Origin of the sequence: Paenibacillus phoenicis, from assembly GCF_034718895.1 — a bacterium.
Taxonomy (GTDB): Bacteria; Bacillota; Bacilli; order Paenibacillales; family Paenibacillaceae; genus Fontibacillus; species Fontibacillus phoenicis.
Genome location: NZ_JAYERP010000001.1, coordinates 296,028 through 321,578, shown reverse-complemented (window position 1 = coordinate 321,578; position 25,551 = coordinate 296,028). Strand labels below are relative to the sequence as shown.

Genomic DNA, 25,551 nt, shown 5'->3' with positions numbered 1-25,551 from the left:
ATCCCGGGAGGTGTACACACATGCAAACCAGAACCTCGGGCGATAAAGCGCTGCAATGGCTGGTCGGAATTCTGCTCGGCGTGATGGGCCTGCTGATGCTGCTGCCATTCGTCTGGATGATCCTGTCGTCGTTTAAACCGGAAAGCGAAGTGGCGCAGATCCCGCCGACCCTGTGGCCCCACCAGTTCACCCTGGAGAACTTCCAAGAACTGTTTGAGAATATGCGGTTTGGCGTTTATTTGCGAAATACGTTGATCATCGTTGTCTTTTCCTTCCTGGGTCTGTTCCTGAACGCCCTGGCCGGCTTTGCTTTCGCGAAGTACAAGTTTAAGGGACGGGATGGTCTGTTCTATCTCGTTTTGGCCACCATGATGATTCCCGGGCAGGTCACGATGATTCCGGTCTATCTGATCCTGAACATGATGGGCCTAACCAACACGATGATTGGGATTGTACTTCCAGGCTTAGTAGGGGCCTTCGGCATTTTCTTGTTCCGCCAATTCATGTCGACGATTCCCGACGAGTTGTTGGAAGCCACCCGTCTGGACGGGGCCGGCGAATTCCGTATCTTCGTACAGATCGCCTTGCCGATCTCCAAGTCGATCCTCGCGGTACAAGGCATCCTGACCTTTATCGCGGGCTGGAACAGCTTCCTGTGGCCGCTGATCATTGCAAACGACGAGAGTCTATATACCCTGTCGGTTGGCCTGCAGCTGCTTAAAGGCCAGTACGGCGGAGACTACGCCTTGCAGATGGCAGGCTCGGCATTTATGGTTGTTCCGATCATCATCATCTTCATCATCTTCCAAAAACATATTATCGAAAACTATTCGATTTCCGGTATGAAATAACAACTAAAGGGCTGTATCAAGGAAAGCGTAAACGGCTTTCCACGATACAGCCCTTTAGATTTAAATGATCACGCTGAGCGGTTCACGCTTCAGCGGATTCTCAAGAATCCAGCTTCGTTCGTCGTCAAAGAGATAAGCGCGGTGCACCAGCACGCGCACTTCCTGTCCTGCCTTCAACGTTTCCTTCTCCAGGGAGCGGAAGGTTGTCAGCGTATGTCCGCCGACCTCGACCTCCACCAGCCATTCGCTGCCGCGGAAGTGGAGATGCTTCACCACACCTGGAGCGGTTGCGGATAACAGCGTAAACTCGTGCTCAGTGCCCACTTCAATATACTCCGGACGGATCAAGGCTTTCGTCGCCATCCCTCCGCATTCTTCCTCGAAGCCCTTCAGATCGGTGGCGCGCTCCACCAGCGTCGATTGGCCGATAAACGAGGCGACAAACGGGGTCTGCGGCTCCTTATAAATATCCCATGGCGTCCCTTTCTGCTCCAGCCGGCCTTGATTAATGATCATAATCTCATCGGCAACTTCAATTGCTTCATCCTGGTCATGGGTGACGAAGATGGAGGTGATGCCCACCTGCTCGATCAACTCGCGCAGCCACGACCGCAGCTCCTGGCGGATCTTTGCGTCGATCGCCGCAAACGGCTCATCCAGCAGCAAGAGCTGCGGCTGCGGAGCCAAGGCCCGGGCAAAAGCGACCCGCTGTCGCTGCCCGCCGGACAGCTGATGCGGGTAGCGGTGCTCGAATCCGCTCAGCCCGGTCAGCTCAACCAGCTCCATCACCCGCTTCCGTATTTCTGCCTTCGGTACTTTCTTCACTTGCAACCCAAAAGCAATATTATCGAATACGGTCATATGCTTGAAGAGGGCATAACTCTGGAATACGAAGCCGATTCCGCGATCCTGCGGCTTTAATTCATTGACCCGCTGTCCATGGAACAGAATCTCCCCTTCATCCGGCTGCTCCAAACCTGCGAGCATACGAAGAATCGACGTTTTACCGCCGCCGCTCGGCCCCAGCAAGCCGATTAATTGCCCCTTTTCGATGCCAAAACTAACATCTCGAACGGCATGGAAGCTGCCAAAATGCTTATTTAAGTTCCGCACTTCTACATGCATGCCAAACCCCACATCCTTTCCAGTTTCGAAAGCCCAAGTCAAGTTGCTGCCGTTCCTCTCAATGCTGCCCGAATCCGTTCAATCATTCGTTGAATTCTGATAAATTTACTTGGATTAATGTTAAGAATAGATTACCAAACCCTAGGCATTCCGTCAATCTGAAAAAAAGTAGCAACCAAGCGGGGAGTACGGCTTTTTTTCGCCAAAACCCAAACGAAAACCGGCACTTCCCGATGAACTTCAGCTCGGAATGGCCGGTTTTGTCAATTAGTGTTATAAAGTATTGATGCTATACTGGTGTAATTGGATAAAGTGCAAAGTGAAAACAAAAACGCCTTATGACGTTATACGGTAAACGCTGTGGCTTAACAACTTTACGTGGGCGACAGCAGCCGGCTTAATCTCTTCAAAGGTCAGCCGATCTTGGATGTAGTAAGAGATAAATCCATGCATACCCAAAAACATACTGAGCGGAAGAGACGGATGCTTCTCCAGCGGATGCTTCTCTTCCTGCAGAAAACTGCGAATGAGCGACTCGAACATATTAAAACATTTAGCTTGTTCGTTGCGACAGTATGCTAGGATCTCCTCATCCCTGAGCATAAACATGATTTCGTATTGGTGCGGATGCTCCAAGCCGAATTTGATAAACTCCAGCATCAGCTGTTCCGCTTTGGTGAGCCCGTCGGCTGGCGGTCGTTTTGTCACTTGCTCGCACAGGTGGGTAAGCGACTCGAAATCTTTTACCACGATGGCGTAAAACAATTCGGCCTTTTCCTTGAAGTGATAATATAGCGAGCCGTGGCTGTATCCCAAATGCTGACCGATGCTCCTCATGGATATTCCGCGGTACCCTTTGGTAATGAACAAATGACGGGCCGCTTCCATAATTCTTTCTCTCGACAACTCCTGATCAACTGCTCTTCTTGCCATAGGCCTTATTCCCCTTCAATAAAATAAACCTTGTCACCTTCCGTCATCACGGCCTGACCCCCCGTCAAATCGGTCATCCAATCCATGAAGGCGCTTGCCTCCGGATGAAGCGGCAGACAGCATAATGTCACCTTATCCGCAAACACCGTCTCTCCCTTACGGATGCCACGGTTCCGCAGTTCATTCTCCACTTTGCCCAGCCAGGTGTAATCCAGTTCAACAAACACTTCTTGATGCAATACGCGGGTGATCACTTCTCCTGCTTCGAGCGCTGCGACAGCTCCGTCGGTGTACGCACGGATGAGGCCGCCCGCCCCCAGCATAATCCCGCCAAAATACCGGGTTACGACGATTGCCACGTTCTTGAGGCCCTGATTTTTGATCACCTCCAAAATCGGCTTCCCGGCCGTACCGCTTGGCTCTCCGTCGTCTGATTGCTTCTGGATTTCGTCCCGTTCCCCGATCATATAAGCGGAACAGTTGTGCGTAGCGTTCCAATGCTTCTTCTTGATTTCCTCGATAAACTGGAGCGCCTCAGCTTCGGTTTCCACCGGCTTCACGTGCCCGATAAACCTTGATTTCTTGATGACGATTTCCTTTTCTCCGGATTGCCTGACCGTCTTGTACTTTTCTAGCATATGAGACCATCCTTATGAATGTGCCAAGAAGCAGCTCCTCCGGAACTTGCCGGTGAACTGCTTCTGGCGCTGATAAACATTTAATAGAAATTACCTATATTACTTGGAAAGACGCGCTTCGAGTTCGGCCTTTTCCTTCTCGTACCCCGGTTTGCCAAGGAGCGCAAACATGTTCTTCTTGTACGCTTCTACACCCGGTTGGTCGAACGGATTTACGCCCAGCAGATATCCGCTGATACCGCAGGCTTTTTCAAAGAAATACACCAGGTAACCAAAGGAGTACGGTGTCAAATCCGGCACATTGACAACCAAGTTAGGTACTTGACCATCCGTATGCGCCAACAGCGTACCTTGGAACGCCTTCTTGTTCACGAAGTCCAGCGTTTTGCCGGCCAGGAAGTTCAAGCCGTCCAAGTCCGCCGGATCGGATTCGATCGTGATGTGGCTAGGCACCTCTGTTACTTGAATGACTGTTTCAAAGATGTTCCGGTTGCCCTCTTGGATAAATTGGCCCATGGAGTGCAAATCGGTGGAGAAATCAACCGATGCCGGATAGATACCTTTGTAATCCTTACCTTCACTTTCACCGTACAGCTGCTTCCACCATTCCGATACGTAGTGGAGGGAAGGCTCGTAGTTCACGAGAATTTCCGTGACTTTCCCTTTCCGGTACAAAGCGTTCCGGACAGCCGCATATTGGTAGCTTGCGTTCTCTGCCAAGTTCGGGTTGCTGAATTCCTTCGCCGCGTCGGCAGCGCCTTGCATCATTTCTTCAATATTAATACCTGCAGTCGCAATCGGCAACAGGCCAACCGCAGTTAATACGGAATAACGTCCACCAACGTCGTCCGGAATCACAAATGTTTCGTAGCCTTCTTCGGTAGCCAGCTTCTTCAAGGCACCTCTCGCTTTGTCGGTCGTCGCGTAAATGCGTTTGCGCGCTTCTTCCTTGCCGTACTTCTTCTCTAATGCCGCACGGAAAATACGGAAAGCGATCGCCGGCTCCGTGGTCGTCCCCGATTTGGAGATGACGTTCACGGAGAAGTCTTTGCCTTCGATCAGTTCAAGCAAGTGATTCACGTAAGTGGAGCTGATGTTGTTCCCGGCAAAATAAATTTCCGGCGTCTTACGCTTGTCCTTCGGCAAGAGGTTATAGAACGAATGGGACAGCGATTCGATTGCGGCGCGCGCACCCAGGTAGGAGCCGCCGATCCCGATGACGATCAGGACATCGGAATCGCTTTGGATTTTGGCCGCAGCCTTCTTAATGCGGGTGAACTCTTCTTTATCATAATCGGTCGGCAGGTTGATCCAACCCAGGAAGTCGGAACCTGCCCCGGTGCCATTATGTAATTGCTCATGAGCAACGCGAACAGGCTCGGCAAAATAATCGATTTCATGTTGTCCAACGAATTGCAGGGCGTTACTGTAGTCAAAAGTCACTTTTTTGGACATAGCTGATACTCTCCTCCGTCTAATATTTATCTTAACTGGCCCTATCCAAGAGGAAACGTTCAATACTGTCTGGTAAGAAAAACGTCTATCGACGTACATTCAAAGTAGACAGACCGCGTTTAGCGGAAGTTTTTCTTGCGATATCAGGATGCCAATGCCCCGAAGTTTATACTTTCTGATATCTTAAAAAACCCGGGCTGAACGCCGCCTCAAATAACTTAAACCTAGGATACTGTAATTTCCCAGCGATGACAAGGGCACAATATACAGGTTTCCACAACCCGTGCTAAAATAATTAAATGATGTTCAATTCTTATGGGAAGTTGGTGACGAACTTGAAAACAATCGGATTTATCGGCCTCGGGACGATGGGTGCACCGATGGCTTCGAACCTGCTTCGCGCAGGTTATCCTGTAACAGTATTTAACCGGACCGCCTCTAAAGCAGCGCCGTTAGCCGAATTGGGTGCCGCCGTAGCCCCTTCACCAAAGGAAGCCGCCGCCGGAGCGGACGTTGTCATCACCATGGTCAGCAACGATGATTCCATCGCTGAAGTATACGAAGGGGAAAACGGCGTCTTAGCCGGAATCCGGCCCGGAACGACCGTCATCGACTGCTCCACCATCTCACCGGCGCTCGTGCAACGTCTGGCTAAACAGGTAGCCGCACTTGGCGGCGCGTTCCTTGACGCCCCGGTCACCGGGAGCTCGCCGGCAGCGATCGACGGCACGCTCGTCTTTATGGTCGGCGGCTCGGCGGAGACGCTGGCGCAAGTAACGGATCTGTTTGACACGATGGGCAAAAAAGTGCTGCACATGGGTGACAACGGCAGCGGCGCCGTCGCCAAGCTGGCCCACAACACCATCGTTGGCATCAACAACCTGGCGCTGGCCGAAGGCTTTGCGATCGCCGCCAAGTCGGGTCTGCCGGCCGACCGCTTCCTGGAGCTCGTGCAGCTGGGCTCCGCCGGCAGTAAAGCCGCAGAGCTCAAAGGCCGCAAAATCATAGAGCATGATTTTACGAATCAATTCTCGCTGGCGTTGATGCTCAAAGACTTGAAGCTCGCGTCTGCGCTAACCGACGGCTCCGGCATCCCGGCCCCGATGCTGAACCTGGCCAAGAGCCTGTTCCAAGCGGGGCAAACCCAAGGCTTCGGCGATGAGGACCTCTCCTCCATCGTCAAAGTGTATGAAGCCTGGATTGGCAAGCAAATCGGCGAATAATCAGAAAGCCGCTCCAACAGGAGAGGAACATAAAGGCAGGTTCAGCGTTGTCGTTCATTCGCTGATACCTGCCTTTTTGGTTATCCCGCCAGGAGGCTGCTACGCCTCGGCTCCTGCCCCGTAGGAGCAGCAGTAATCGGTGACGCTGCGCACCTCCAGCTTGAAGGAAGACTTGGCGGGAACGGTGAACGTTCCACGCCCGCTAATTTCGCGCCACAGCGTTTCGCCCGGAAGCAGCACCTTCAGGTCCCCGGACAAGATGTCCATCACTTCCAGCGAATCCGTGCCGAATTCGTACTCCCCGGGGAGCATGATCCCCAGCGTCAGTTTGCTTCCGTCTGGAAGCCATACGGTCCGGCTCGTGACTTTGCCGTCGAAATAGATGTTGGCTTGCTTATCTACAGTCACATTTTGCAGTTGCTGGGTCACGTTCCCCTCTCCCTTCCATCCCCTAACAAGAGGTTGTTCAACAAGTCGGCCTTAACCCGACTTGTTGAACTTACACTAAAATTATTTCAATTGAGCTTTCACGTGGCTAACGACGTTCTCAACCGTAAAGCCGTACTCTTCGATCACTCTGTCGCCAGGCGCGGATGCCCCGAACTTGTCGATGCCGATGACCGAGCCTTTCTCGCCGACAAAACGTTCCCAACCAAATGGATGCGCCATTTCTACGGCTACGCGGGCTTTGACATCCGGCAGGATGACGGAGTCCTTGTAAGCTTGATCTTGCTTGTCAAACAGATCCCAGCTTGGCAAGCTGATGACGCGTACATGGATGCCCTCTTCAGCCAATGCGGCTTGGGCTTTGATCGCCAGCTGAACTTCAGAGCCTGTAGCAATGATCTGAGCCACCGGCTTGCCGTCCTTCGCATCGGATACAACGTAACCGCCGCGCTTCACGCCTTCGCGTGCTTTTTCAGCCGTGTTTTCCAGGATCGGCAGGTTTTGACGCGTCAGCACCAGGGCCACCGGATTCGCTTTATTTTCTACTGCATAAGCCCATGCTGCGGATGTTTCGTTGGCGTCTGCCGGACGGATTACCGTCAAGCCTGGGATGATGCGCAGGGAAGCTAGTTGTTCAATCGGTTCATGCGTTGGGCCGTCTTCGCCAACCGCGATACTGTCATGTGTCAGCACGTAAGTCACCGGCAGCTTCATCAGAGCGGACAAGCGTACAGCTGGACGCAGGTAGTCGGTGAACACGAAGAACGTACCGCCGAATACTTTCAAGCCGCCGTGCAGCATGATGCCGTTCATCGCCGCAGCCATGCCGAACTCGCGCACGCCGAAGTACAGGTTGCGGCCATCGCGGGTTTCCGGCGTATACATGGCCAGGTCGTTCAGATGCGTCATCGTCGAGCTTTCCAGGTCAGCGGAGCCGCCCAGCAGCTGAGGCACGTTCGGAGCCAGTCCGTTCAGCGCGTTACCGGAAGCGACGCGAGTCGAAACGGCTTTGTCCGAAGGGCTGTATTTCGGAAGCTTCGCATCCCAACCGGAAGGCAGGTCACCAGCGATCGCACGCTCGAATTGAGCAGCCAGCTCCGGATATTGTGCTTTATATTGCTTGAACGTTTCTTGCCAAGCTTGATATGCCGCAATACCGCGTTCTTTGACTTTGGCAAAATGCTCGCGCACTTCTTGGGGAACATAGAAATCTTCTTCGTAAACCCATTTATAGTTCTCTTTCGTCAGCTTCGCTTCTTCAGGTCCCAGCGGGGAGCCGTGCGTACCGCCGTGCCCGCCTTTCCCTTGCTTGTTCGGGCTGCCGTAGCCGATAATCGTCTTCACTTCGATCAGCGTTGGGCGTTCGGTGTCGCGTTTCGCTTCTTCGATCGCCGCTTCGATCGCAGCCAGATCGTTGCCGTCTTCGACGCGCAGCGTTTGCCAGCCGTAAGCTTCAAAGCGTTGACGTACGTTTTCCGAGAAGCTGAGGTTCAGCTTACCGTCCAGCGAGATGTCGTTGGAGTCATACAGGAAGATCAATTTGCCCAGCTTCAGGTGGCCGGCAAGCGATGCGGCTTCGCTGGCTACGCCTTCCATCAGGTCGCCGTCGCCGCAGATGCCGTACGTATAGTGGTCGATTACTTTCAGATCGCCTTTATTATAGGTCGCAGCCAGTTGCGTTTCGGCAAGCGCCATCCCTACAGCCATCGCCAACCCTTGGCCCAGCGGACCGGTTGTTGCATCAACGCCTGCAGTGTGACCATACTCTGGATGGCCTGGCGTTTTACTGCCCCATTGACGGAATTGCTTGATTTCTTCCATTGGAAGGTCATAACCGCACAGGTGCAGCAAGCTGTACAGCAGCATGGAACCGTGGCCGGCGGACAAAACAAAACGGTCGCGGTTGATCCAGGTTGGTTCGTCTGGATTGTGGACCATCGTTTTGGCGAACAATTGATAACCCATCGGAGCAGAGCCCATCGGCATGCCCGGATGACCGGATTTCGCTTTTTCGATCGCGTCGATCGCCAGCGTACGAATTGTGGTGATCGAGAGGTTGTCGATCGAATTGTTGTCTGTAAGTGGCATTCGTATTTCCTCCTTAATGATGAAAAAATCTTGAAACTCATGAAACCTTAACGCTGCGGTTACAAAACAATCATTTTGAATAAATCATTTTGACTTTATCTATTGTAGCACTTCCTTCTCCCCTTTTCCATACCATTATTCCCAAACCTTCTCTCGCGAATGAAATATTTTGAGTTGATTTAGTTACTCATCCGCCGTTTATGCCGGTGACTATGTATTACGGGGAGCGTAATCATAGCAAAAAACCGGCACCCATGACAAGCCGTCTGGGATGCCGGTTTTCTTTGCTCGAATGGAAACTGCACGGCCGGTTAGTTAAACACAACCGTCTTGTTTTGATGCACCAAAATCCGATCTTCGATATGCCATTTCACTGCCCGGGCTAACACGACCCGTTCGATGGTGCGGCCGATGCGCTTCAGCTCGCTCACATCGTCACGGTGGCTGACACGCTGCACGTCTTGCTCAATGATTGGGCCGCCATCCAGCTCCTCCGTCACGTAATGCGCAGTGGCACCGATGATCTTTACCCCGCGGTTATACGCTTGGGCGTACGGTTTTCCCCCGACAAAAGCAGGCAGGAACGAATGGTGGATGTTGATCAAACGATTGCGGTACGGCTCGATCAAGGCCGGAGAGAGAATTTGCATGTATCTCGCCAGCACGATCAGGTCAACCTTGCCGCTAACGATCTCGAGTTGCTTTTGCTCCGCTTCGTGTTTGGTCTCCGGCGTCACAGGGATATGGTAATACGGAATCCCAAACGACTCGACGTACTCCTTCATATCCGGATGGTTGCTCACCACCATAGAGATTTCAGCGTCCAGGTCGCCGGCCTGCCACTGCCAGAGCAGCTCGACGAGGCAATGATCCTCCTTCGACACGAAGATGGCCAGCTTCTTTTTGCGGCTGAGCTGATAGATGTTCCACTGCATCCGGAACTGCGAAGCAATCGCTTCGAAATCGCTTTTGAGCGCGTCGATCCGCCCGTCCAATCCGTCCAAATCAAATTCGATCCGCATAAAAAACATCCCGCCCTCGGGGTCCATCGTATATTGGTCCGATTGCACGATATTCGCTCCATGCTCATACAGGAAGCGGGATACGGCCGCAACGATCCCCGGTCCGTCCGGACAGGAAATCAGCATGCGCGCACGATTGCTTTCATAAGGCTTTACGGGTTGTCCGCCCGTTTTGACATGTGTATCCATTGTTCTTCCGATCCCCTTGCTTCTTGTGTTATCTATATCTTATTTACCGCTGGCGAACCAGGCCACCAGGCGATGGTTGATCTGCTCTTCCGTCAGATCCGGGAATAAGCTTGCTTCCACGGTAAGGTCGTATAAGCGTTCCATCGGTTCACGCGGGTCCGCTTTTTTCGCTTTGGCGTCGTTTTTGAGCAGATTCCACGTGTCTAACACAAAGGAACGCGAATGGATGTCCTGCTTGGCGAAAAAGTCAGCCAAACGCTCCACATCGCTCAGGAAGGCATCGCCAAACCGTTCGGCAACGTTCCCCCGCAGCAGCGCGATTTCCACTTCGTACATCGGACGTTGCGTCTTCGCATCCTTCCCGACCCAAGGCGTCTCCAGAATGAACGGCCGGCCTTGCAGCGCATCGTGGTGCACAACGCGATTGATCGCTTCGAATCCGATCCAGCCGGAGCCAATCGGTGCATGGCGGTCTTTGGCCGCGCCTACCGGATTTTTGCTGTCATTGATATGAACGACTTCAATCCGCTTTAATCCGATCGTGTCATCGAACTTCTTCAGTACCCCGTCCAAATCGTTGACAATATCGTACCCCGCATCATGGATATGGCAGGTATCGAGGCAGATCGTTAACCGCTCGTTGTGTTGGACTTTGTCGATAATCTGCGCGATCTCCTCGAAGCTCCGCCCTACCTCTGTGCCTTTGCCGGCCATCGTTTCCAGGGCGATGCACACATCCGTTTCGTTGGTTCCGTTCAGGACTTCGTTTAGTCCCTCTGCAATGCGGTTCACCCCATATTCGGCATCCTTGTCCGTAAAAGCGCCGGGATGAAGCACGATGTTACGTACACCAAGCGCATGCGTGCGGCGGATTTCCTCCTGCAGGAAGTCAACTGCGAGCTGATAGGTGTTGGATTTATAAGAACCCAAATTGATAATATAAGGCGCATGGACCACGATTTCGCCGATCCCGGCTTGCTCCATCGCCGCTTTGCCTTCTTCAATATTCATCGATTCAATCGGTTTACGCCGCGTGTTTTGCGGTGCCCCGGTGTATATCATGAACGAGCTGGAGCCGTAGCTCACCGCCTCGGCCGTAGCGCTGGGCAGGCCCTTGTCCGAGAACGAAACATGGGAACCAATTTTCAGCAAAGTGTTTTCCCCCTTTTGGACATTAAATCGCTAAACAAACCTATTTTAGCTTGAATGCTGAAATAAATAAAGAAATAAGGTATAATTTTAGCTGATTATCTCTGATTTGAAAGATTTAATTTCTACTTTTCATAATAGCTGAATTTTTCGCGAAAAGCGAAATCCGTTCCGAGGTGATGAATGTGCTGCAAACGACCGTTTACATATTGACCGCCCAAGGCCCAAACCGCTGGTTTATGAACAGTATTGCGTTTTGGGGCTTCGTGCTGCTAGGCATGATGGCGATCGGCGGTTACTTTATGTTCCGCAAATTCCTGAAAGTGCTCCCGAAGGCGGACGGCATGTCGAAGCTGGATTGGCAGAACTATTGGGTTGAGAAGAGCCGCCATCTCTGGACCGACGAGGCCAAGGCATTCCTCGACCGGTTGGTTGAGCCGGTTCCGGGGCCGTTCCGGGATATCGCCAAGCATTCGATTGCCGCCGAGATCGGCAAAATCGCGGTGCAGGAGAACGCCTCCGAGGTTACGCAGGAGCACTGCATCCGAGGCTATATCATAGCCACGCCGAAACGCGACAACAAGTTCCTCGTCAAGTTTTTGGAGAAAAATCAGATCGATTATCGCCCTTACCAACATCTAATGAACAAATAAACATCTACCCGCGCAAAATCACATCCGGCACCTTGTCTTGCACTAGGTTGCTGGATGTTTTTGCATGAAGGAGGTTTTGCCGCATGAAAGCGGTCATTTTCGGGGGATCGGGGTTTATCGGCCGGGCTTTAGCCGAGTATTGGCTGGACCTTGGACATGAGGTTATGGTCGTCACGCGGAGGACGGCCAAGGGAAATCGCTGGCTGCGTGAGGCGACCTATAGGAATGAGAGGCTTACCTCGGTGACATGGGCGGAGGTTGAGCAGACCCCCTCGTTGCTGGATGGCGCCTCAACGATCGTCAACCTGGCCGGAGCTACGCTGAACCAGCGGTGGTCACAGCAGGCGAAACGGCGGATATTGGAATCCCGCCTGGAGTCCACCCGGGCGGCAGCACGCGCCGTGGAGCGAATGAAGCGAAAGCCCGAGGTTGTCGTGCAAGGCTCCGCTGTGGGGATCTACGGCCTCTCGTTCACCGAAGCGTTTGACGAGAGCACCGCGATCCCATCGCCGCCTCCCGATTTTCTCGCCGAGGTGACTGCGGCCTGGGAAGAGACGGCGGACCGGGAGTTCCGTGGAGTCCGCCTTGTTAAGCTGCGCACCGGAGTCGTGCTGGGGCGGGATGGCGGCGCTTACCCCTTGATGCGTCTGCCCTATTTGCTGGGCTTTGGAGGTAGCCTCGGCAGCGGCAAGCAATGGGTCCCATGGATTCACCTGCGAGACATGGTAAGGCTGATGGATTATTGTGCAACGCATCCGTCCATTCACGGGCCGGTGAACGCGGTAAGTCCACAGCCGGTGACGAACCGGGAATTCGGACGCACGGTCTGCCGCGTGCATCACCGTCCCTTCTGGCTGCCGCTCCCGGCACCAGTGCTCCGAACGGGTTTAGGCGAGATGTCCTTGCTGCTGCTCGAGGGGCAGAAGGTCATCCCCCAAGCTATGCTGGACGCAGGATTCACCTTCGCTTTCCCCGATCTGGAATCCGCCGTCGCCGATCTGAAGTAATCCAAATGAAAAAAAACGGCCCGGAGGACTGGAACATCCAGTTCTCCGGGCCTTTATCTTGCTTCTCTCTATCTATTACACTCGAGACTTCGTTAACAAGTACAAGAAATACGGTGCACCGATGATCGCCACCACAATCCCCGTTGGGATCTCGGCCGGCTGCAGGACCCATCGGCCCAGCGTGTCGCCCAGGATCACTAGCAAGCCGCCGGCCAGCGCGGAGGCCGGGAGCAAATACTCATGCTTGGGCCCGACCAATCGGCGGGCCAAGTGCGGCGCAATCAGCCCAACGAAGGAGATACCGCCGCCCACCGCAACGCAGGAGCCGGTCAAGCCAACCGCAGCCGCCAGGAGGCCCAATCGGGAGCGTTCCAGCGAAGTGCCGAGGCCTGTGGCAGTTTGATCCCCCAGGTTAAGCACATTCAGCGCGCGGGACTTCAAGAACACGTAGGGCAGCAACACGATCAGCCAAGGCAGCAGCGCCAGCACGTACTTCCAAGACGTCCCCCAGATGCTGCCAACCAACCAGATCTGCAGCATCTGGAAGTTCTCGGGACGCAGCCGCAGCTGCAGCACGATCATCGCCGCGTTGATGCCAGCGGCTACCGCGATCCCGACCAGCACCATCCGAATCGGGAGCAACCCGTAATTTTTTTTGAAAGAGAGCACGTAAATTAATGTTGCTGCCCCGGCCGATCCGAGGAAAGCCAAGACCGGCATCAAATAGACGGGCGCACTGGCCGTCGTCGGATAAAAAGAAATAAACAGCGTTACCGCCAGGCCGGCTCCGGCATTAATCCCCAGCACGCCGGGATCGGCCAGCGGGTTCCGGGAAATCCCTTGGAAGATACAGCCCGCAACCGCCATGCCCATCCCGATGAGCACGGAAATGACGATCCGCGGCAACCGGAATTCGTAGAGAATCAGCTCTTGTTTGTCCGTCCCCATTCCAAACAAAGTCTTAAATACATCCATTGGCGACAGCCGGATATACCCGGTGTTCATGCTAAAAATGAACACCGCAATGATCAGCATCGCAAATACGGTCATTACGATATAAGCTTTGCGGGCTTTTTGCCGCAAATGCAAAGGAGCTTCGATCCGGTTCATTCCAATCCCCCCTTCTGCTTCATCGCAAGGTAGAGGAAGAACGGTACCCCAATGACAGCGATGAGCGCGCCAATCGGCGTTTCATGCGGCGGATGAACCAGTCGTGCCAAAATATCCGCAAACACCATCAGCAAGCTGCCAAGCAGCGCTGAGGAAGGGATAACCCAGCGGTAATCCACGCCAACGAGAAAACGGGCGACGTGCGGAACCATCAGGCCCACAAAGCCGATCGCGCCAACGATTGAAACTGCGCTGCCGGCAAGGATCAAGACGATGATCATGCCAAGCACCTTGATTAAGCCGGTTCTTTGACCCAAACCGGTTGCCACCTCTTCGCCAAGGCTCAGCAGGGTAATGGATCTTGACAGCAGCAAGGCGCAAAGCAAACCTGCGAATACCCAGGGCGAAACCATCTTGATTTGCAACCAGTTGGCACCAGCAATCGCACCGGCGTACCAGAAGGCAAGATCCTGTCCAATCTTAAAATAGATGGCGATGCCTTCGCTGATCGCGGTCAGCAGCATGCTGACAGCCGCGCCTGCCAAGGTCAGCCGGACCGGGGACAGGCCTCCTTTGGTCAAAGAGCCGATGCCAAATACGAGCCCAGCGCCCAGACCAGCCCCGATAAACGAGTACAGCATGGTCAGCAGGAACGGGGTTCCCGGCATCAATGCGAAGCAAATAGCCAGCGCCAGGCCGGCCCCGGAGTTAAGCCCCAGCAAGCCCGAATCGGCCATCGGGTTGCGGGTCATCCCCTGCATAATCGCACCGGCTACCGCAAGCGCCGCACCGATCAAAGCAGCGGCTAAGGCGCGCGGGAGACGCAGCTCCATAATAATTTGATGCTGGGTTTGTTCCGCTTGAAAGTGGAACAACGCATCCCAGACGGTCGCGAGTTTAATATCCGCCGCCCCGACGGAAATCGAGAGGCTGATCGCAAATAGCAGCAACGCCGCGCCGCCGATCAGAATCAACGTTGCCGCCAAGGGACGGGAGCGCAAGCGAGGCTTAGAAGATTGGGTTAATGCAGACATGTCGAGAACCATCCTTTAATCAATTTTCCAGTAAGCCGTGTATGTAAGTTGTAATTGAGAATAATTCTCGTTCATTATACCTGCTTTTCCGGTGAGAATCTACGGTCATTTCAAATTTGAGTTCAGGCCGCTTCCACTCCAAACTTAAACCTCGTTTCCGCCAACACGAACACGTCATCAGCTTGCAAAGGATATTCTTTATAGGGTGCCACATTTTCCCCGTTGAGGTAGGTTCCATTGGTTGAACCGAGATCCTTTAAGGTACAGCCGTGCGAAGTCACCAAGATCTCCACATGGGCACGGGAGACACCAGAAGTATTCTCTACGTATTGCGCAATGTCTTCGGAGCGGCCAATCACAAAGCTGCCCGGCGTCAGTGGAATTCGCTCCGCCGCACCGCCGAAAGACTCGTACCGCTCCAAGTAATAGCGCGGAACGCGTTCACGGGCCGGGCTGTCCTGTCCTGCCAGGCCGGTCCGGCTCAGCAGAACCGTAGGCGGCGATAACCTCGCTTCGGATTCCGGCTCAGGCATGGCGGAACCGGAGGGCTCCATCATCATGTCCGGAAGGCCTAGCCGGGGCACAAACGACTCCATCGAGGCCTCCGCCGCAGAACCCGAACGTTCCGACATTGCGGCATTTCTGCCGAAGAATGATGAGCCAAAATGCCGTTCGTCCGTGAAGTCCAACGAATGCGAAGTTCCGAGCGGCCCGGAGGCCACCTCGTGATCAACTTCCGCCTCTTCTTCCTCCAAGCTGGCGGAACTGCTGCAAAATTTACGCCATAACACTACCCCCGCCGCCCCTAACAATACAGTAAGCATAGCGCCAAGCGCTAACCCCAATGTTCCGGGACGATCGAGATAGAGAAACTTCCAACCTAAAGCATCGACCAGAATGAGACCTAGTACAAGGTAGGTTGGTTTAATTCGCGTCTCTCCCGTTGCCTCCGCGTCATCGAGACCTGGCCAAGCTCCCCTTATTGAACTTACATCAGTTGCATCATGGGCATTCGATGCAGCGGCCCCGGCCCATTTTCCCGATTCGGCCTGATCCCCAATAGGAACATATTCCTTAACGACGGCAGAACGGGGGGACGAAAGTGGTGATGACGTTGCCAATCTTGGAGACGGATCGTTGAGAATAGATTTCCTCTCCCCAACCCGCTCACCGCCCATGGACTTGGCGTCCGGCTCCTCCGACAATAAATTGAGCAGCATTTTTTTTAGTTCTCCCAATGAAAAAAGCTCATCTCCGCATAATCGGACCAACTGCGGGATTCCATCCCCCTCGACCCGGGAGACACAGGTCAGCATCCGGGTTATCAGCGATAGCAGCGACTGAGACAGCGGGGGTTCGGGCGGCGCTTCCTTCCAAGGGATATATGTAAAATACATGGCCCCGCTGGACAACGGCTCCTCCACAAAAATATACGTCTCATCCAATAAAAAACCGGATGGCGACAGCATATACCTCTTGCTGTCCTCCAGTACAGCAACCACCTGGAGCAGCAAACCGTAAAACTCCGGCATACTGATCTTGTCGCTGCGAAGGCACTGGGAGAGCATTCTTTTTCCGGTGATATCATAATGCAGGCTGATTTGATAATCGATTTCACGGATATCAAGCCGCAGCAGATTTGGTACGGTTACCGCGGCCAGCATGGAGCGTTGAACGCGGTTCAAATCTTCCGGCCTCAGCCCCTCCTGCGTCTGCAGGATCATGTAGGTACCGCCGTCCCGGACAAAATCAGTAACCAGCTCCGGCATGTTCCATCCCTCCCCATACGTTACATATAGTAAATCGCCAGTAGTGCTCCCGGCACCACAGCCAGCATAAACGGAAACTGAAGTTGGTGTTTGGCGACTGCCTGGATGGGGGCTGGGCTGCGCAGCATCGCCGCTCCAAGGAGGCTGCCGGCAATCCGGCGCAGACGATGCCCGGTTTCCCGGCGCCAAATCAAGAGGATCAGACCGATGCACCCGGCGGCCAATATCGAATACATCATCGTCGATAAAGTTAAAGCGATGCCCGTCCAGGCCCCAATTCCTGCAAACAGCTTGACATCGCCGCCTCCGACCGCACGAAGCAAATACAGCGCAAACATCAGCCCAAACCCGGTGACCGCCCCGGCCGCTGAAAACCAGGCGCCTTTCCACCCGTCCGTTAACAGGTGATAAGACAGTCCGGTGAAAATGCCCGTAACCGTAATCACGTTAGGAATTTTCATCGTTCTTAAATCCGTTACGAAGGCTGCAAGCAACATCAGCAAACAACCCCAAATCTCAATCATCCGTTCCTCACTCCTTTTCCTATTGCGAACGCGGGCTTACCACCTCGAACGTGGCCGTCGTACGTATGCCTTCCTCCGTTTCAATCACGAAACTCCACGTCCCCGGCGTGGTGTTTCCTCCGACCAGCCAAGTCCAGCTGATTTGGCCTTGGTCATCCGCCGTCGCCTCACCCAAATATTTCGCTTGGCTGACCCCGCTTTTGTAATACACGGTCAGCTTGGCGGTTGACCCCGGGGCAACCTGAGCCAGAACCGTCGCTCGGTGTCCGGCGTACGCCGGGTCGGGCTTAGCGATCACGACCGCCGCTTGACCCGTTTGATCTTCACCGCTTCCAGCTCCGGGATCAAGCTCCCCGGTATCGCCGATCCACAACCGCTCCTCCGCCCTTGTCTGCAGCACCAGTTGCCGGCCGATAAGCGGAACCTTTAAAGGCAGCTCATAACTTAACTCGAGGCCAAAGTAAGGTTGCTTCCCCGTCTTCAAGTCCGGAACCGTAACGCGGGTGACATGCAGACGTTCTTCTTCCAGCAGGGTGCCGCGAAGAAAAGGGCGCAGCATCGGCTTGACCAACGGGTCCAATACGGCCTCGGACACTTTCGTTTTAAGCTCCTGCAGCGGTTCGTCACCTTTAAGTGCAGCATCCATTACCCATGTCGACAGCGGCTCCGGCAAGTTGGACGCATATTGCCTCGCCCATTCCTCCAGGGACAGGGACGGGATCTTCCAGGAAAACGGACCGCTTTCCGTTGTAATCTCTGGGACATCGGATCCCCCAGCCGAAGAAACTCCTGAGTTCTCATCACCCGGCTTTGCGGCTGGAGCTTGCACCTCTTGTCCCTCACTATGCTGAGCCTGGACTGCGAGCGCTACCGGATAAATATGAGCAGAGATCTGTTTCACAGCATTTGCTGCGGTCAGATGCAGTTGTCCGTAAAGCAGCGTCATATGGACGAGAAAAACAAACCAGAATACAACCAGCACAAACACCGGAGCGACTAGGGCGGCTTCCAGAGTGATGCTTCCTTCCGAAAATCTCTTCCGGAAGCGGCGCGACATCGTTCCCTTAATATGAAAAATCCGCTTGCTTGGCCACATAATACTGGCTTCCTTCCACATGACCTTTCAATATGCCGACTTTCCCCAGCGCTTTGCTTACTCCCGGCAAAAACCATAACGGCATCGCCACGGTTACCTTCCCTTGGACATATGTGGACCGTTCCGCCGGATCCACCCCGGTATTAAGCGCGATCACGGCCAGCATCCGCGACAATCGTTGTTCGCTCCGGCCATGGAGCAGCAGAAATAATCTGAGATAATCCCGGTAGGTCAGATCGACCTTCAGATAGTCGCTTAATTGAATCTTTCCGTCCCGGGTTAAAGAAATCATGTCCTGCAGCGCATGTTGCGCTCCGTACAGCAAGGCCGCAGCAAAAACCAGCAACGGATTGCCTTTTGCCGCATTTTTCACTAAGCCCTCCATCGTCCGAATGGCCAGCCGCATGGCAAAAATCTCCCCGAACGCAGCCGCGATATTCCCCGCCGGATTATGCACGCCGTACAGAATATACTCGACCTCTTGACTTTCCGGTGCCAGCTGTCTGCGGATCACTTCCAGCGGGTCCGTTTGGCCTTTGCCCTCAAACAGACCGTTTAAGACACTGACATCGAGGAAGTGAAAATAACTCGCAACGTATTCCATTTGATAAACGGAATCCGACATGCCGCCCATCAGGCCCGCCAACCCGCCATAGATGTTGTCCATGATCCCCATGGAGGTGCGTCCTGCCTCGCTCGGATCATCGTTTACGCTCGTAGACCCAGCCTCCTCGCCAGCCACGGAACGGTTCAACGAACGGTTCGCTTCCATCTTCGCCTTCAGCTGATCGAATTTCGCTTGATGTTCACTTAATCCGTTTTTGAACTGTTCGATCTTGCGGATCCAACTGGCTGCATCCTTCAGTGTTGCACTTGCCGCCTGCTCTGTGGCCTTCCGCTCCTTGTCAGAGGACCGATGGGCATCCAATCTCCATGCACTCGCTTCTAAAACATTGCTTGAGCCGGAAGTAACGAATTGACGCAGATAGGCATCACTTACTCTGACAGCACTATTCACGCTCGAAGAGAAAGAGCTGGGCGGAGTTGTGGCGGATAATACGGAGCCGCTTTGCGCCAGCAGCGCGCTTCCCACGCTCCGGAGTTCAGCGAATGCCGCGGTCTGCCGATCCATATCTGAGGCTAGGCCGGCGAATAACTCATCGGACAGCAGCAACGAATCGGCTTGAGCCCGGATCTCGGTGATTGCCGCTCCCTCGCCAACCGGATCCGAGCTGCCGCTGCGGGTGCTCGTTCCGACGGATACTTCGTTATAGGCCGCTTGTTCCGGGCGATTTTCCGCCTCCGCGATCGTTTGCCGCATCTGCTCATTGATCCGCCGCGCTTCATCGAGCAGCGACTTCGCCTGCGGCAGGTACGATGCATGCCTCTGCTCTGCAGTACGCAAAGCGCGATCCAATGCAGCAAACAACCCGCTGGTTGCAGAACGGTAGCGGCTGATTTCCGCTGTATACATCCGATCCTCCGGCTCCAGGCCCTCATCCGCCTCAACTTGGCTCACAAATTCAGGATATTCGGCTGTGGCATCGGCCAACGTGGAGAGACTGCCGCTCCCGCCGCCTCCCGACAGCACCTTCGCATAAGACTCCACCGTCTTGGCGGCTTGGCGCTGCAGCTCCAAGAGCTCATCAAGCTTGGCCTCCCGCTGGTCGTAAAGCTTCTGCAACTTCCCCAGCAAATCTACCGTATTAGAGGCTTCCTTCATCACTCCGGCCATCGGTTTAAAGCGATTAAGCAGCTCGATGGTAACGTCGATGGGCGCCCGATACTTCATTTGCTCGCGAATTTGCTGCTCGAACACCGGGTAAGTCCCGATTGGATGCATGAAGCTGGCGGTGGAGGAATCCAGCCTTGCGTTTAGCAAAGGGAACCCGTCCGTTTGCCGGACCAGCTCAAATTGGTCTTGAAGCACCTTCGACATGATGTAATTCCCGTCCGTTTGCCCGTATGCAAATATGCCGTACCGTTCAGCCAACTCGCGATCATATGCGGACAGGACGGATCTCGAAGCCGCATGCGCCAAGGTCTCCACCTGTGCTTGCAAAGCGAACATGCGGGCGAAATCGATAAACAGGGCGACAAACGCAAACACCGCGGCAAAAATTACGATAAAAAATACCGTAACCGCCCCTTGCTCCGAGCGATTCCGTGAAAACACCGACATCTCCGCCTCCTTCTCCTTCCGGTTATTTTCCAAACCGTATCAACGCTTCCTGCGCTTCCTGCTTGTCCATTCCTCCTGCACCTTTGCCGCTTCGGAACTTCTCGCCATAATATCGCGCAAGCTCAACGGTCCGAATCCATTCCGTCGGCTCGACCACATAAGACTCCGCGCGGCTGCGCTGATGGATATCGTCAATCCAAGCCTCCAACGGAGCCAGCGGGACGAACCGATCCAGCGCAACACTTACCTTGCGCAGCAGCAGCCGGTTGTCATAGCGCATCTCCCCGTCGATGCCTTCAGGCAGCCTGGCCCCTGTCCGATTCAGCTTCTTCAGCGGAAGCGACTGAGCCTCTCCATCACCTGCATCCGCAGGCAATGCCAGCTTCACTGCCCTGTCGCCGCCGTCCCCGCCAAAAATCGCCTGCAGCAACCCGTCATCCCCCAGGCGCCAGTAGAGGGAGTCGTACTTCCCATCGGCATAGGCTCCGGTTAAGCCGTCCCGGTAGCTGTTATCCCAGGTATAAGCGGTTCGCTCCGCCGCAACGATGGCAGCCTGCCCCAACAACGCCTGTTGGTAAAGGTAAAGACAGAAGAACAGAAGAATCAGCACCGTGTAAAAAATCAACGGAAGCACCAAAGAAGCTTCAACCGTAAAAACCCCGCGTTGATCCTGCCACAGCTTCATTCTTAAGTCTCGTCCATGAAGTTTTCCGTTTTCGTCTTGGCTTTATCGAGCAAGCTCTCAATGATCGCCTTCAACTGTTTGCGGAAGATCGCAGCGATAATAACGATCACCGCGATAATCAAGATCATTTCCAGCATTCCAAGCCCCTCTTCATTACGCCAAAAACTTCTCATCTCTTTGCGAATTGCCGTTAACATGTTTTCTCCTCCTCTGTGTGCATTACAAATTCATAATCATAAAGGCCGGTGCCCCAACCAAAATCAGTACTGCCATAAACAGCAGCACCATCGGAAACACCAGCTTGGACGAGGCTTGCTCGCCCAGCGTTCTGCCGACGGCTTTGCGTTTCTCCCACAATGAATGGGACAAGTCTCGCAGGGCCAGGGCAAAATCCTCTCCGCCGCGGCGGTAATTTAACAGAACTGCCGTCGTAAAAGCCGACACCTCCTGAATGCCGCAGCGTTTGCTGAATCCTTCCATCGCCTGCTGAAATGAATCCCCCCCTTCCCATTCCTTCTGCATCTGCAGCAGCTCCCGGTATAAGGGATGTCCGATTTGCTCCCGCTTGCGCTCAAGGCATAACTTCATCGCCTGCTGGACGGTTGACCCAGCACCTACCAGCAGCACGATTTTGTTCAGCAGCTCCGGCAGCTCCAGCAGGACAGCCTGTTCCCGCCGCTGAACCTTGCGATGAAGGTCATTGAGCAGCGCCATCGGCACCAACACAGCGAACAGGACGCCGATCCCTAAGCCGGCAGGGGCGTCGCTCAGCAACGTCATCAGACACCCGAACAGGAGACAAATGTAACTGTACGTGAGCGCCTCCGATAGCCAGAGCAGCGTCATTTCGCGGCTGCGCCGGCTGCCGCCGATTTTCTGCACGGCACGCTGAACTTTAAAGAAGAAGCCGGGAAATCGCTGAGATACCTTGATCCGCTCCAAAAGCAGCAACATTGGCGGCGAGAGGCGAACAAGCTTTAATCCTTCCAGATGCAAATCCAGATCTCCCCGGTAGAGGAAGCGAGATTTCTGGTAAGCATATAGCCAGCCTCCGCTTAATACGAACAGCAGCAATCCCGAAACCACAAGGTACAATCAGCCAACGCCCCTTTATACTCGAATATCGATGATCTTTAACATCAGCCAGGCGCAGATTGCATATAACAGCAACGCCACACCTGAGATCAGCAACCCAGCGCCATGATGCAGCGGGCGCATATAATCCGGGGAAGTGAATTGCATAAAGAGTAAGAACAAGACCGGTGCCGCCAGCATCGCTTTCGCTTCAAAACGTTTCTGGGCGATCATTACGCTGATTTCCTGTGTGATCTCCAGCTTCTCACCGATCAAGTTCGATGTCCGCCGGATCACTTCCACCAGATCTCCACCGGAACGCTTGCAGGTCGTAAACACATCGGCAAAGTTGTCGATATCCTCCATTGCCGCACGTCGGCTGAAATCCAGCAGCGCCTCCTCGATCGGCTGACCGTAATCCATCCGGGCGCAAATGATCGCAAGCTCTCGCATGACATCATTATCCCCGTCTGGATACAGCAGCCTTAGATCGTCGATCGCCTCGCGAAAACCGTTCTCCACCGAGCGGCCAGCGGCCAATGAGGAGGACAGCGAATACAACGCTTGCTTAAAATGCAGGCTCAGGTTCTCCCTTCTCCGGCGCAGCAGGTAACCGCTCCAATACTTCGGCGTGTATAAGCCGCCTAACGAAAGCAGCAATGCCAACGGGAGAGCATGGAAGAAAATATAGCCTAATGCAACGAAAGCTGCTCCTCCAACCAGCGTGCAGATGACCTTCTGTCGCGGAGACAAAGGATACACCCGATAGTCCGCAAGACTTGCTGGGTCTGCCGTCGGTTTCAGCCCGGACTTCCGACGCTGCAAACCGGATCCTGCTTTCAGCAACAAACCGCATCCTCTCCTTCCTGTGCATTAATCAACTGGTAATCCCGACATACGCAGCTTGTCCGTATGGATTAACTTTGCGCCGCTGCTTTGCAAGTGACCCACGATTCGGCCGTTCTGCTCCCCTTCTTCCTGGAACGTAAACAGCGGCTGAAGCACCACCTCCCCGTCCCTCAGACCAACAACCTCGGAGATTTCCGTCACTCGGCGTGAACGGTCGCGCAACCGCGACAAATGAACAAAAACATCGATCGACGAAGCGATCTGTTGACGAACAACCGGAAGCGGTAATTCGGCTCCGCTCAGCACCATCGTCTCCAGCCTGCTGATCATATCCGCTGTGCTGTTGGCATGCCCAGTCGAAAGAGAGCCATCATGGCCGGTATTCATCGCCTGCAGCATATCCAGCGCCTCCGCCCCGCGCACCTCCCCAACGATAATCCGGTTGGGCCGCATACGCAGCGAGGATCGGATCAGCTCGCGCACGGTAATTTCGCCTTTCCCTTCCGTATTCGCATTTCGGGTTTCGAGCGAGACGAGATTAGGGACCGTAACGATTTGCAGCTCGGCGGAATCCTCGATCGTAATCACCCGCTCATCGGATGGGATGAACTGGGACAGGGCGTTTAAAAACGTCGTTTTCCCCGAGCCTGTTCCGCCGCTGATAAAGATGTTGTATTTGCTTCGCACGAGCCGTTGCAGCAGCTCTGCCGCTTCCTCACTCAGGGAGCCAATCGCAACCAACTGCTCCATGGTCAACGGCCGTTCCGGGAATTTGCGAATCGTCATCGTTGGGCCCTTTAAAGCGATGGGTGGCAGCACGATATTTACCCGCGACCCGTCCCGCAGGCGTGCATCAACGATGGGCGACGATTCGTTCACTACCCGGTTAACGCCGGATACAATCATCTGGATAATGTCCTCCAAGCGCTCCCGAGACTCGAAGCGGACGGGAATCCGCTGGACCTGCCCCTCCCGTTCAACGAAGATTTCCTCATGGCTGTTGATCATTATTTCTGTGACGCTGCGATCCTCAACCAGGGGTTGAAGGACATCCAGCCCGCGAAACGAATCGTACAGTCTGCGCACCCATTTGCGCTTCTCAGCCGCCGTCGCCCCGCTTAATCTCCGCTCCTCCAACACGCGCCGCTCAATATAATCCATCAGCTGGTCATCGTTCAGAACGGAGGTGACATCCAGCCCCTGGCGAATTTCATTACGCAGGGCCGTGAAGTCCGCTTCCTCCATCATGGATCCCTCCCGCACCAGCGAATGACGGTTCCTCGCCCTGGAGCTCGCGGCAAAGCCGAATCATATCGCGTTGATACAGCGGCGAATGCAGCAATTCCCCTTGACGGCTGCCCTGACTCCAGGCCGGAATATACGATAACGTGGCCTTTAATTTCATCTCCGGCCGCGGCAAATCAGTCAACTGCTTGCCTGTATGCCGATTCAGCGTAAAGCGAGTTTTCTTCAGAAGCGACCGGTAAAAATCCGGCCGAGTGCGCTCCAGATGGGTCAGCCATCCCCCGGTTTTACGCATCACTCCCCAGTCATCCGTAACGATCCAAACGACGCGATCCGCCCGCTCCAGTACCGCTTCCGTACGGCCATCCGGAAAGGAGTCCATATCCACGATCACCGAATCGTACAAGCCGCTGCCGGCGATGTACTCGATTAACTCCATCGTATCTTTGCGCTCCATTTCCAGCAGCTCATTCAGATTATCCGGCGGAGCCAGCGTATCCCCTTGCAGTACGGGATGCCTGTAGGCATACGCAGAAATCGGGAAACGGGGCGGTTCCCGCCGATCCTCCGCGGCCTTCAAGTCGTACAGCAGCCGGGCCAATCCAGGCTTCCCCTCCTTTGAGCTCTGCCCGGCAAACGGCGGTTCGCTGCCAATCGTCTCCAGGTTCAGGTAAAACACCTTTCCCCCTTCAGTCGCCAGCTGTCGGGCTAAATGCAGGGCCACCGTTGTCTTGCCGCAGCCTCCTACGGTCGAATAAACCCCAATGACCAAAGGCTTCCCGCCGATGCGCACCTCCTTGCCCGAGCCTCCCTGAACGAGCTCGATCACCGCAGAAAGCAGCTGATGCAACGATTGATACTTGTCGACGCGTAAGCTACCGGAATGCTGTGATCCGCCGCCTTCACCCAGTTCAATGAAGTAAAGCCCGGGGCGCTTCATGGCTTCCGCCGCCTCAAGGAATGCCGGGTCACCCAACACCGCATCGATCTCTCCGCCGGATTCCAGCATATATTGGGCAAACGCCTCCTTCCGGCTAAACGCGATCACCACCAAACGCCGATCGAACTCGCTCGCATGTACATACTGTAAAAATGGTTCGATATACTCCTCCTCTTGCACGGCCAGCACCAATTTGATTGGAATCTTAATCCCCTCCTTCAAGGAAAACGAGAACAAAAAAAGCACCGCCCAATAACCCGATT

At 54.4% G+C, this 25,551-nt stretch carries 24 protein-coding genes; 4 read left to right on the top strand and 20 right to left on the bottom strand.

The genetic code is table 11. From position 1 onward, the window contains the following. The first annotated feature begins 20 nt into the window (after positions 1-20). Positions 21-851, top strand: coding sequence for a carbohydrate ABC transporter permease (locus U9M73_RS01415; RefSeq protein ID WP_009226030.1), 831 nt, complete (start codon positions 21-23; stop codon positions 849-851). Positions 852-911: 60 nt separating this feature from the next. On the opposite strand, the gene U9M73_RS01410 is transcribed toward U9M73_RS01415, so the two are convergent. The 4 genes from U9M73_RS01410 to U9M73_RS01395 form a co-directional block, all read right to left on the bottom strand. Continuing rightward, a complete protein-coding gene (locus U9M73_RS01410; RefSeq protein ID WP_323076026.1) occupies positions 912-1,976 on the bottom strand; it encodes a sulfate/molybdate ABC transporter ATP-binding protein in 1,065 nt (354 codons plus the stop codon). 336 nt (positions 1,977-2,312) lie between these two features. Then, positions 2,313-2,909, bottom strand: a complete 597-nt coding sequence (locus U9M73_RS01405; protein WP_009226028.1) for a TetR/AcrR family transcriptional regulator — start codon at positions 2,907-2,909, stop codon at positions 2,313-2,315. Between the two features lie 5 nt (positions 2,910-2,914). Continuing rightward, positions 2,915-3,547: a YigZ family protein gene (locus U9M73_RS01400; RefSeq protein WP_009226027.1), complete on the bottom strand. Its 633-nt coding sequence runs from the start codon at positions 3,545-3,547 to the stop codon at positions 2,915-2,917. A 99-nt stretch (positions 3,548-3,646) separates the two neighbouring features. Next, positions 3,647-5,002, bottom strand: a complete 1,356-nt coding sequence (locus tag U9M73_RS01395; protein ID WP_323076023.1) for a glucose-6-phosphate isomerase — start codon at positions 5,000-5,002, stop codon at positions 3,647-3,649. A gap of 335 nt (positions 5,003-5,337) precedes the next feature. Here U9M73_RS01395 and U9M73_RS01390 point away from each other — a divergent pair, with 335 nt between their 5' ends. Beyond that, on the top strand, positions 5,338-6,225 hold the full coding sequence (locus U9M73_RS01390) for an NAD(P)-dependent oxidoreductase (protein WP_260069854.1): 888 nt from the start codon (positions 5,338-5,340) through the stop codon (positions 6,223-6,225). Positions 6,226-6,324: 99 nt separating this feature from the next. Here the strand turns inward: U9M73_RS01390 and ppnP are convergent, their stop codons facing one another. The 4 genes from ppnP to U9M73_RS01370 form a co-directional block, all read right to left on the bottom strand. Then, positions 6,325-6,654 carry a pyrimidine/purine nucleoside phosphorylase gene (gene ppnP, locus U9M73_RS01385; RefSeq protein ID WP_009226024.1) on the bottom strand — a complete coding sequence of 110 codons (330 nt, stop codon included), beginning with the start codon at positions 6,652-6,654 and terminating at the stop codon, positions 6,325-6,327. A gap of 81 nt (positions 6,655-6,735) precedes the next feature. Further along, complete coding sequence (gene tkt, locus U9M73_RS01380) at positions 6,736-8,760, bottom strand: transketolase (protein WP_260069855.1); 2,025 nt, start codon at positions 8,758-8,760, stop codon at positions 6,736-6,738. 311 nt (positions 8,761-9,071) lie between these two features. Next, on the bottom strand, positions 9,072-9,971 hold the full coding sequence (gene purU / locus U9M73_RS01375; protein WP_009226022.1) for a formyltetrahydrofolate deformylase: 900 nt from the start codon (positions 9,969-9,971) through the stop codon (positions 9,072-9,074). Positions 9,972-10,010: 39 nt separating this feature from the next. Beyond that, a complete protein-coding gene (locus U9M73_RS01370) occupies positions 10,011-11,123 on the bottom strand; it encodes a deoxyribonuclease IV (protein WP_009226021.1) in 1,113 nt (370 codons plus the stop codon). A 176-nt stretch (positions 11,124-11,299) separates the two neighbouring features. Here U9M73_RS01370 and U9M73_RS01365 point away from each other — a divergent pair, with 176 nt between their 5' ends. Both U9M73_RS01365 and U9M73_RS01360 read left to right on the top strand, forming a co-directional pair. Further along, positions 11,300-11,773, top strand: a complete 474-nt coding sequence (locus U9M73_RS01365; protein WP_260069908.1) for a DUF2621 domain-containing protein — start codon at positions 11,300-11,302, stop codon at positions 11,771-11,773. A gap of 83 nt (positions 11,774-11,856) precedes the next feature. Continuing rightward, complete coding sequence (locus U9M73_RS01360) at positions 11,857-12,780, top strand: TIGR01777 family oxidoreductase (protein WP_260069856.1); 924 nt, start codon at positions 11,857-11,859, stop codon at positions 12,778-12,780. A gap of 75 nt (positions 12,781-12,855) precedes the next feature. On the opposite strand, the gene U9M73_RS01355 is transcribed toward U9M73_RS01360, so the two are convergent. The 12 genes from U9M73_RS01355 to U9M73_RS01300 form a co-directional block, all read right to left on the bottom strand. Next, complete coding sequence (locus tag U9M73_RS01355; protein ID WP_323076019.1) at positions 12,856-13,890, bottom strand: FecCD family ABC transporter permease; 1,035 nt, start codon at positions 13,888-13,890, stop codon at positions 12,856-12,858. Then, complete coding sequence (locus U9M73_RS01350; RefSeq protein ID WP_260069857.1) at positions 13,887-14,924, bottom strand: FecCD family ABC transporter permease; 1,038 nt, start codon at positions 14,922-14,924, stop codon at positions 13,887-13,889. Before U9M73_RS01350 ends, U9M73_RS01355 begins: the two co-directional genes overlap by 4 nt. Positions 14,925-15,046: 122 nt before the next feature. After that, the gene (locus U9M73_RS01345; protein ID WP_323076017.1) at positions 15,047-16,693 is read right to left on the bottom strand and encodes a DUF6382 domain-containing protein; all 1,647 of its coding nucleotides are present in this window, start codon (positions 16,691-16,693) and stop codon (positions 15,047-15,049) included. Positions 16,694-16,713: 20 nt separating this feature from the next. After that, entirely contained in the window at positions 16,714-17,217 is a 504-nt protein-coding gene (locus U9M73_RS01340; protein WP_323076015.1) for an A24 family peptidase, read from the bottom strand. Between the two features lie 19 nt (positions 17,218-17,236). Continuing rightward, a complete protein-coding gene (locus U9M73_RS01335; protein ID WP_323076013.1) occupies positions 17,237-18,313 on the bottom strand; it encodes a pilus assembly protein in 1,077 nt (358 codons plus the stop codon). Next, on the bottom strand, positions 18,282-20,495 hold the full coding sequence (locus U9M73_RS01330; RefSeq protein WP_323076011.1) for a hypothetical protein: 2,214 nt from the start codon (positions 20,493-20,495) through the stop codon (positions 18,282-18,284). The genes U9M73_RS01335 and U9M73_RS01330 overlap by 32 nt, the downstream gene beginning before the upstream one ends. A gap of 22 nt (positions 20,496-20,517) precedes the next feature. Continuing rightward, positions 20,518-21,180: a TadE/TadG family type IV pilus assembly protein gene (locus tag U9M73_RS01325; protein WP_260069861.1), complete on the bottom strand. Its 663-nt coding sequence runs from the start codon at positions 21,178-21,180 to the stop codon at positions 20,518-20,520. Positions 21,181-21,182: 2 nt separating this feature from the next. Beyond that, positions 21,183-21,377 (bottom strand): Flp1 family type IVb pilin, encoded by a 195-nt coding sequence (locus tag U9M73_RS01320; RefSeq protein ID WP_009226011.1) that lies wholly within the window; start codon positions 21,375-21,377, stop codon positions 21,183-21,185. A 22-nt stretch (positions 21,378-21,399) separates the two neighbouring features. After that, positions 21,400-22,275: a type II secretion system F family protein gene (locus U9M73_RS01315; protein WP_260069862.1), complete on the bottom strand. Its 876-nt coding sequence runs from the start codon at positions 22,273-22,275 to the stop codon at positions 21,400-21,402. 15 nt (positions 22,276-22,290) lie between these two features. Beyond that, entirely contained in the window at positions 22,291-23,103 is an 813-nt protein-coding gene (locus U9M73_RS01310; protein WP_009225755.1) for a type II secretion system F family protein, read from the bottom strand. 24 nt (positions 23,104-23,127) lie between these two features. Continuing rightward, positions 23,128-24,348: a TadA family conjugal transfer-associated ATPase gene (locus U9M73_RS01305; protein ID WP_323079037.1), complete on the bottom strand. Its 1,221-nt coding sequence runs from the start codon at positions 24,346-24,348 to the stop codon at positions 23,128-23,130. Then, entirely contained in the window at positions 24,317-25,534 is a 1,218-nt protein-coding gene (locus tag U9M73_RS01300) for a nucleotide-binding protein (RefSeq protein WP_157273520.1), read from the bottom strand. Before U9M73_RS01300 ends, U9M73_RS01305 begins: the two co-directional genes overlap by 32 nt. Between the last annotated feature and the right edge of the window lie 17 nt (positions 25,535-25,551).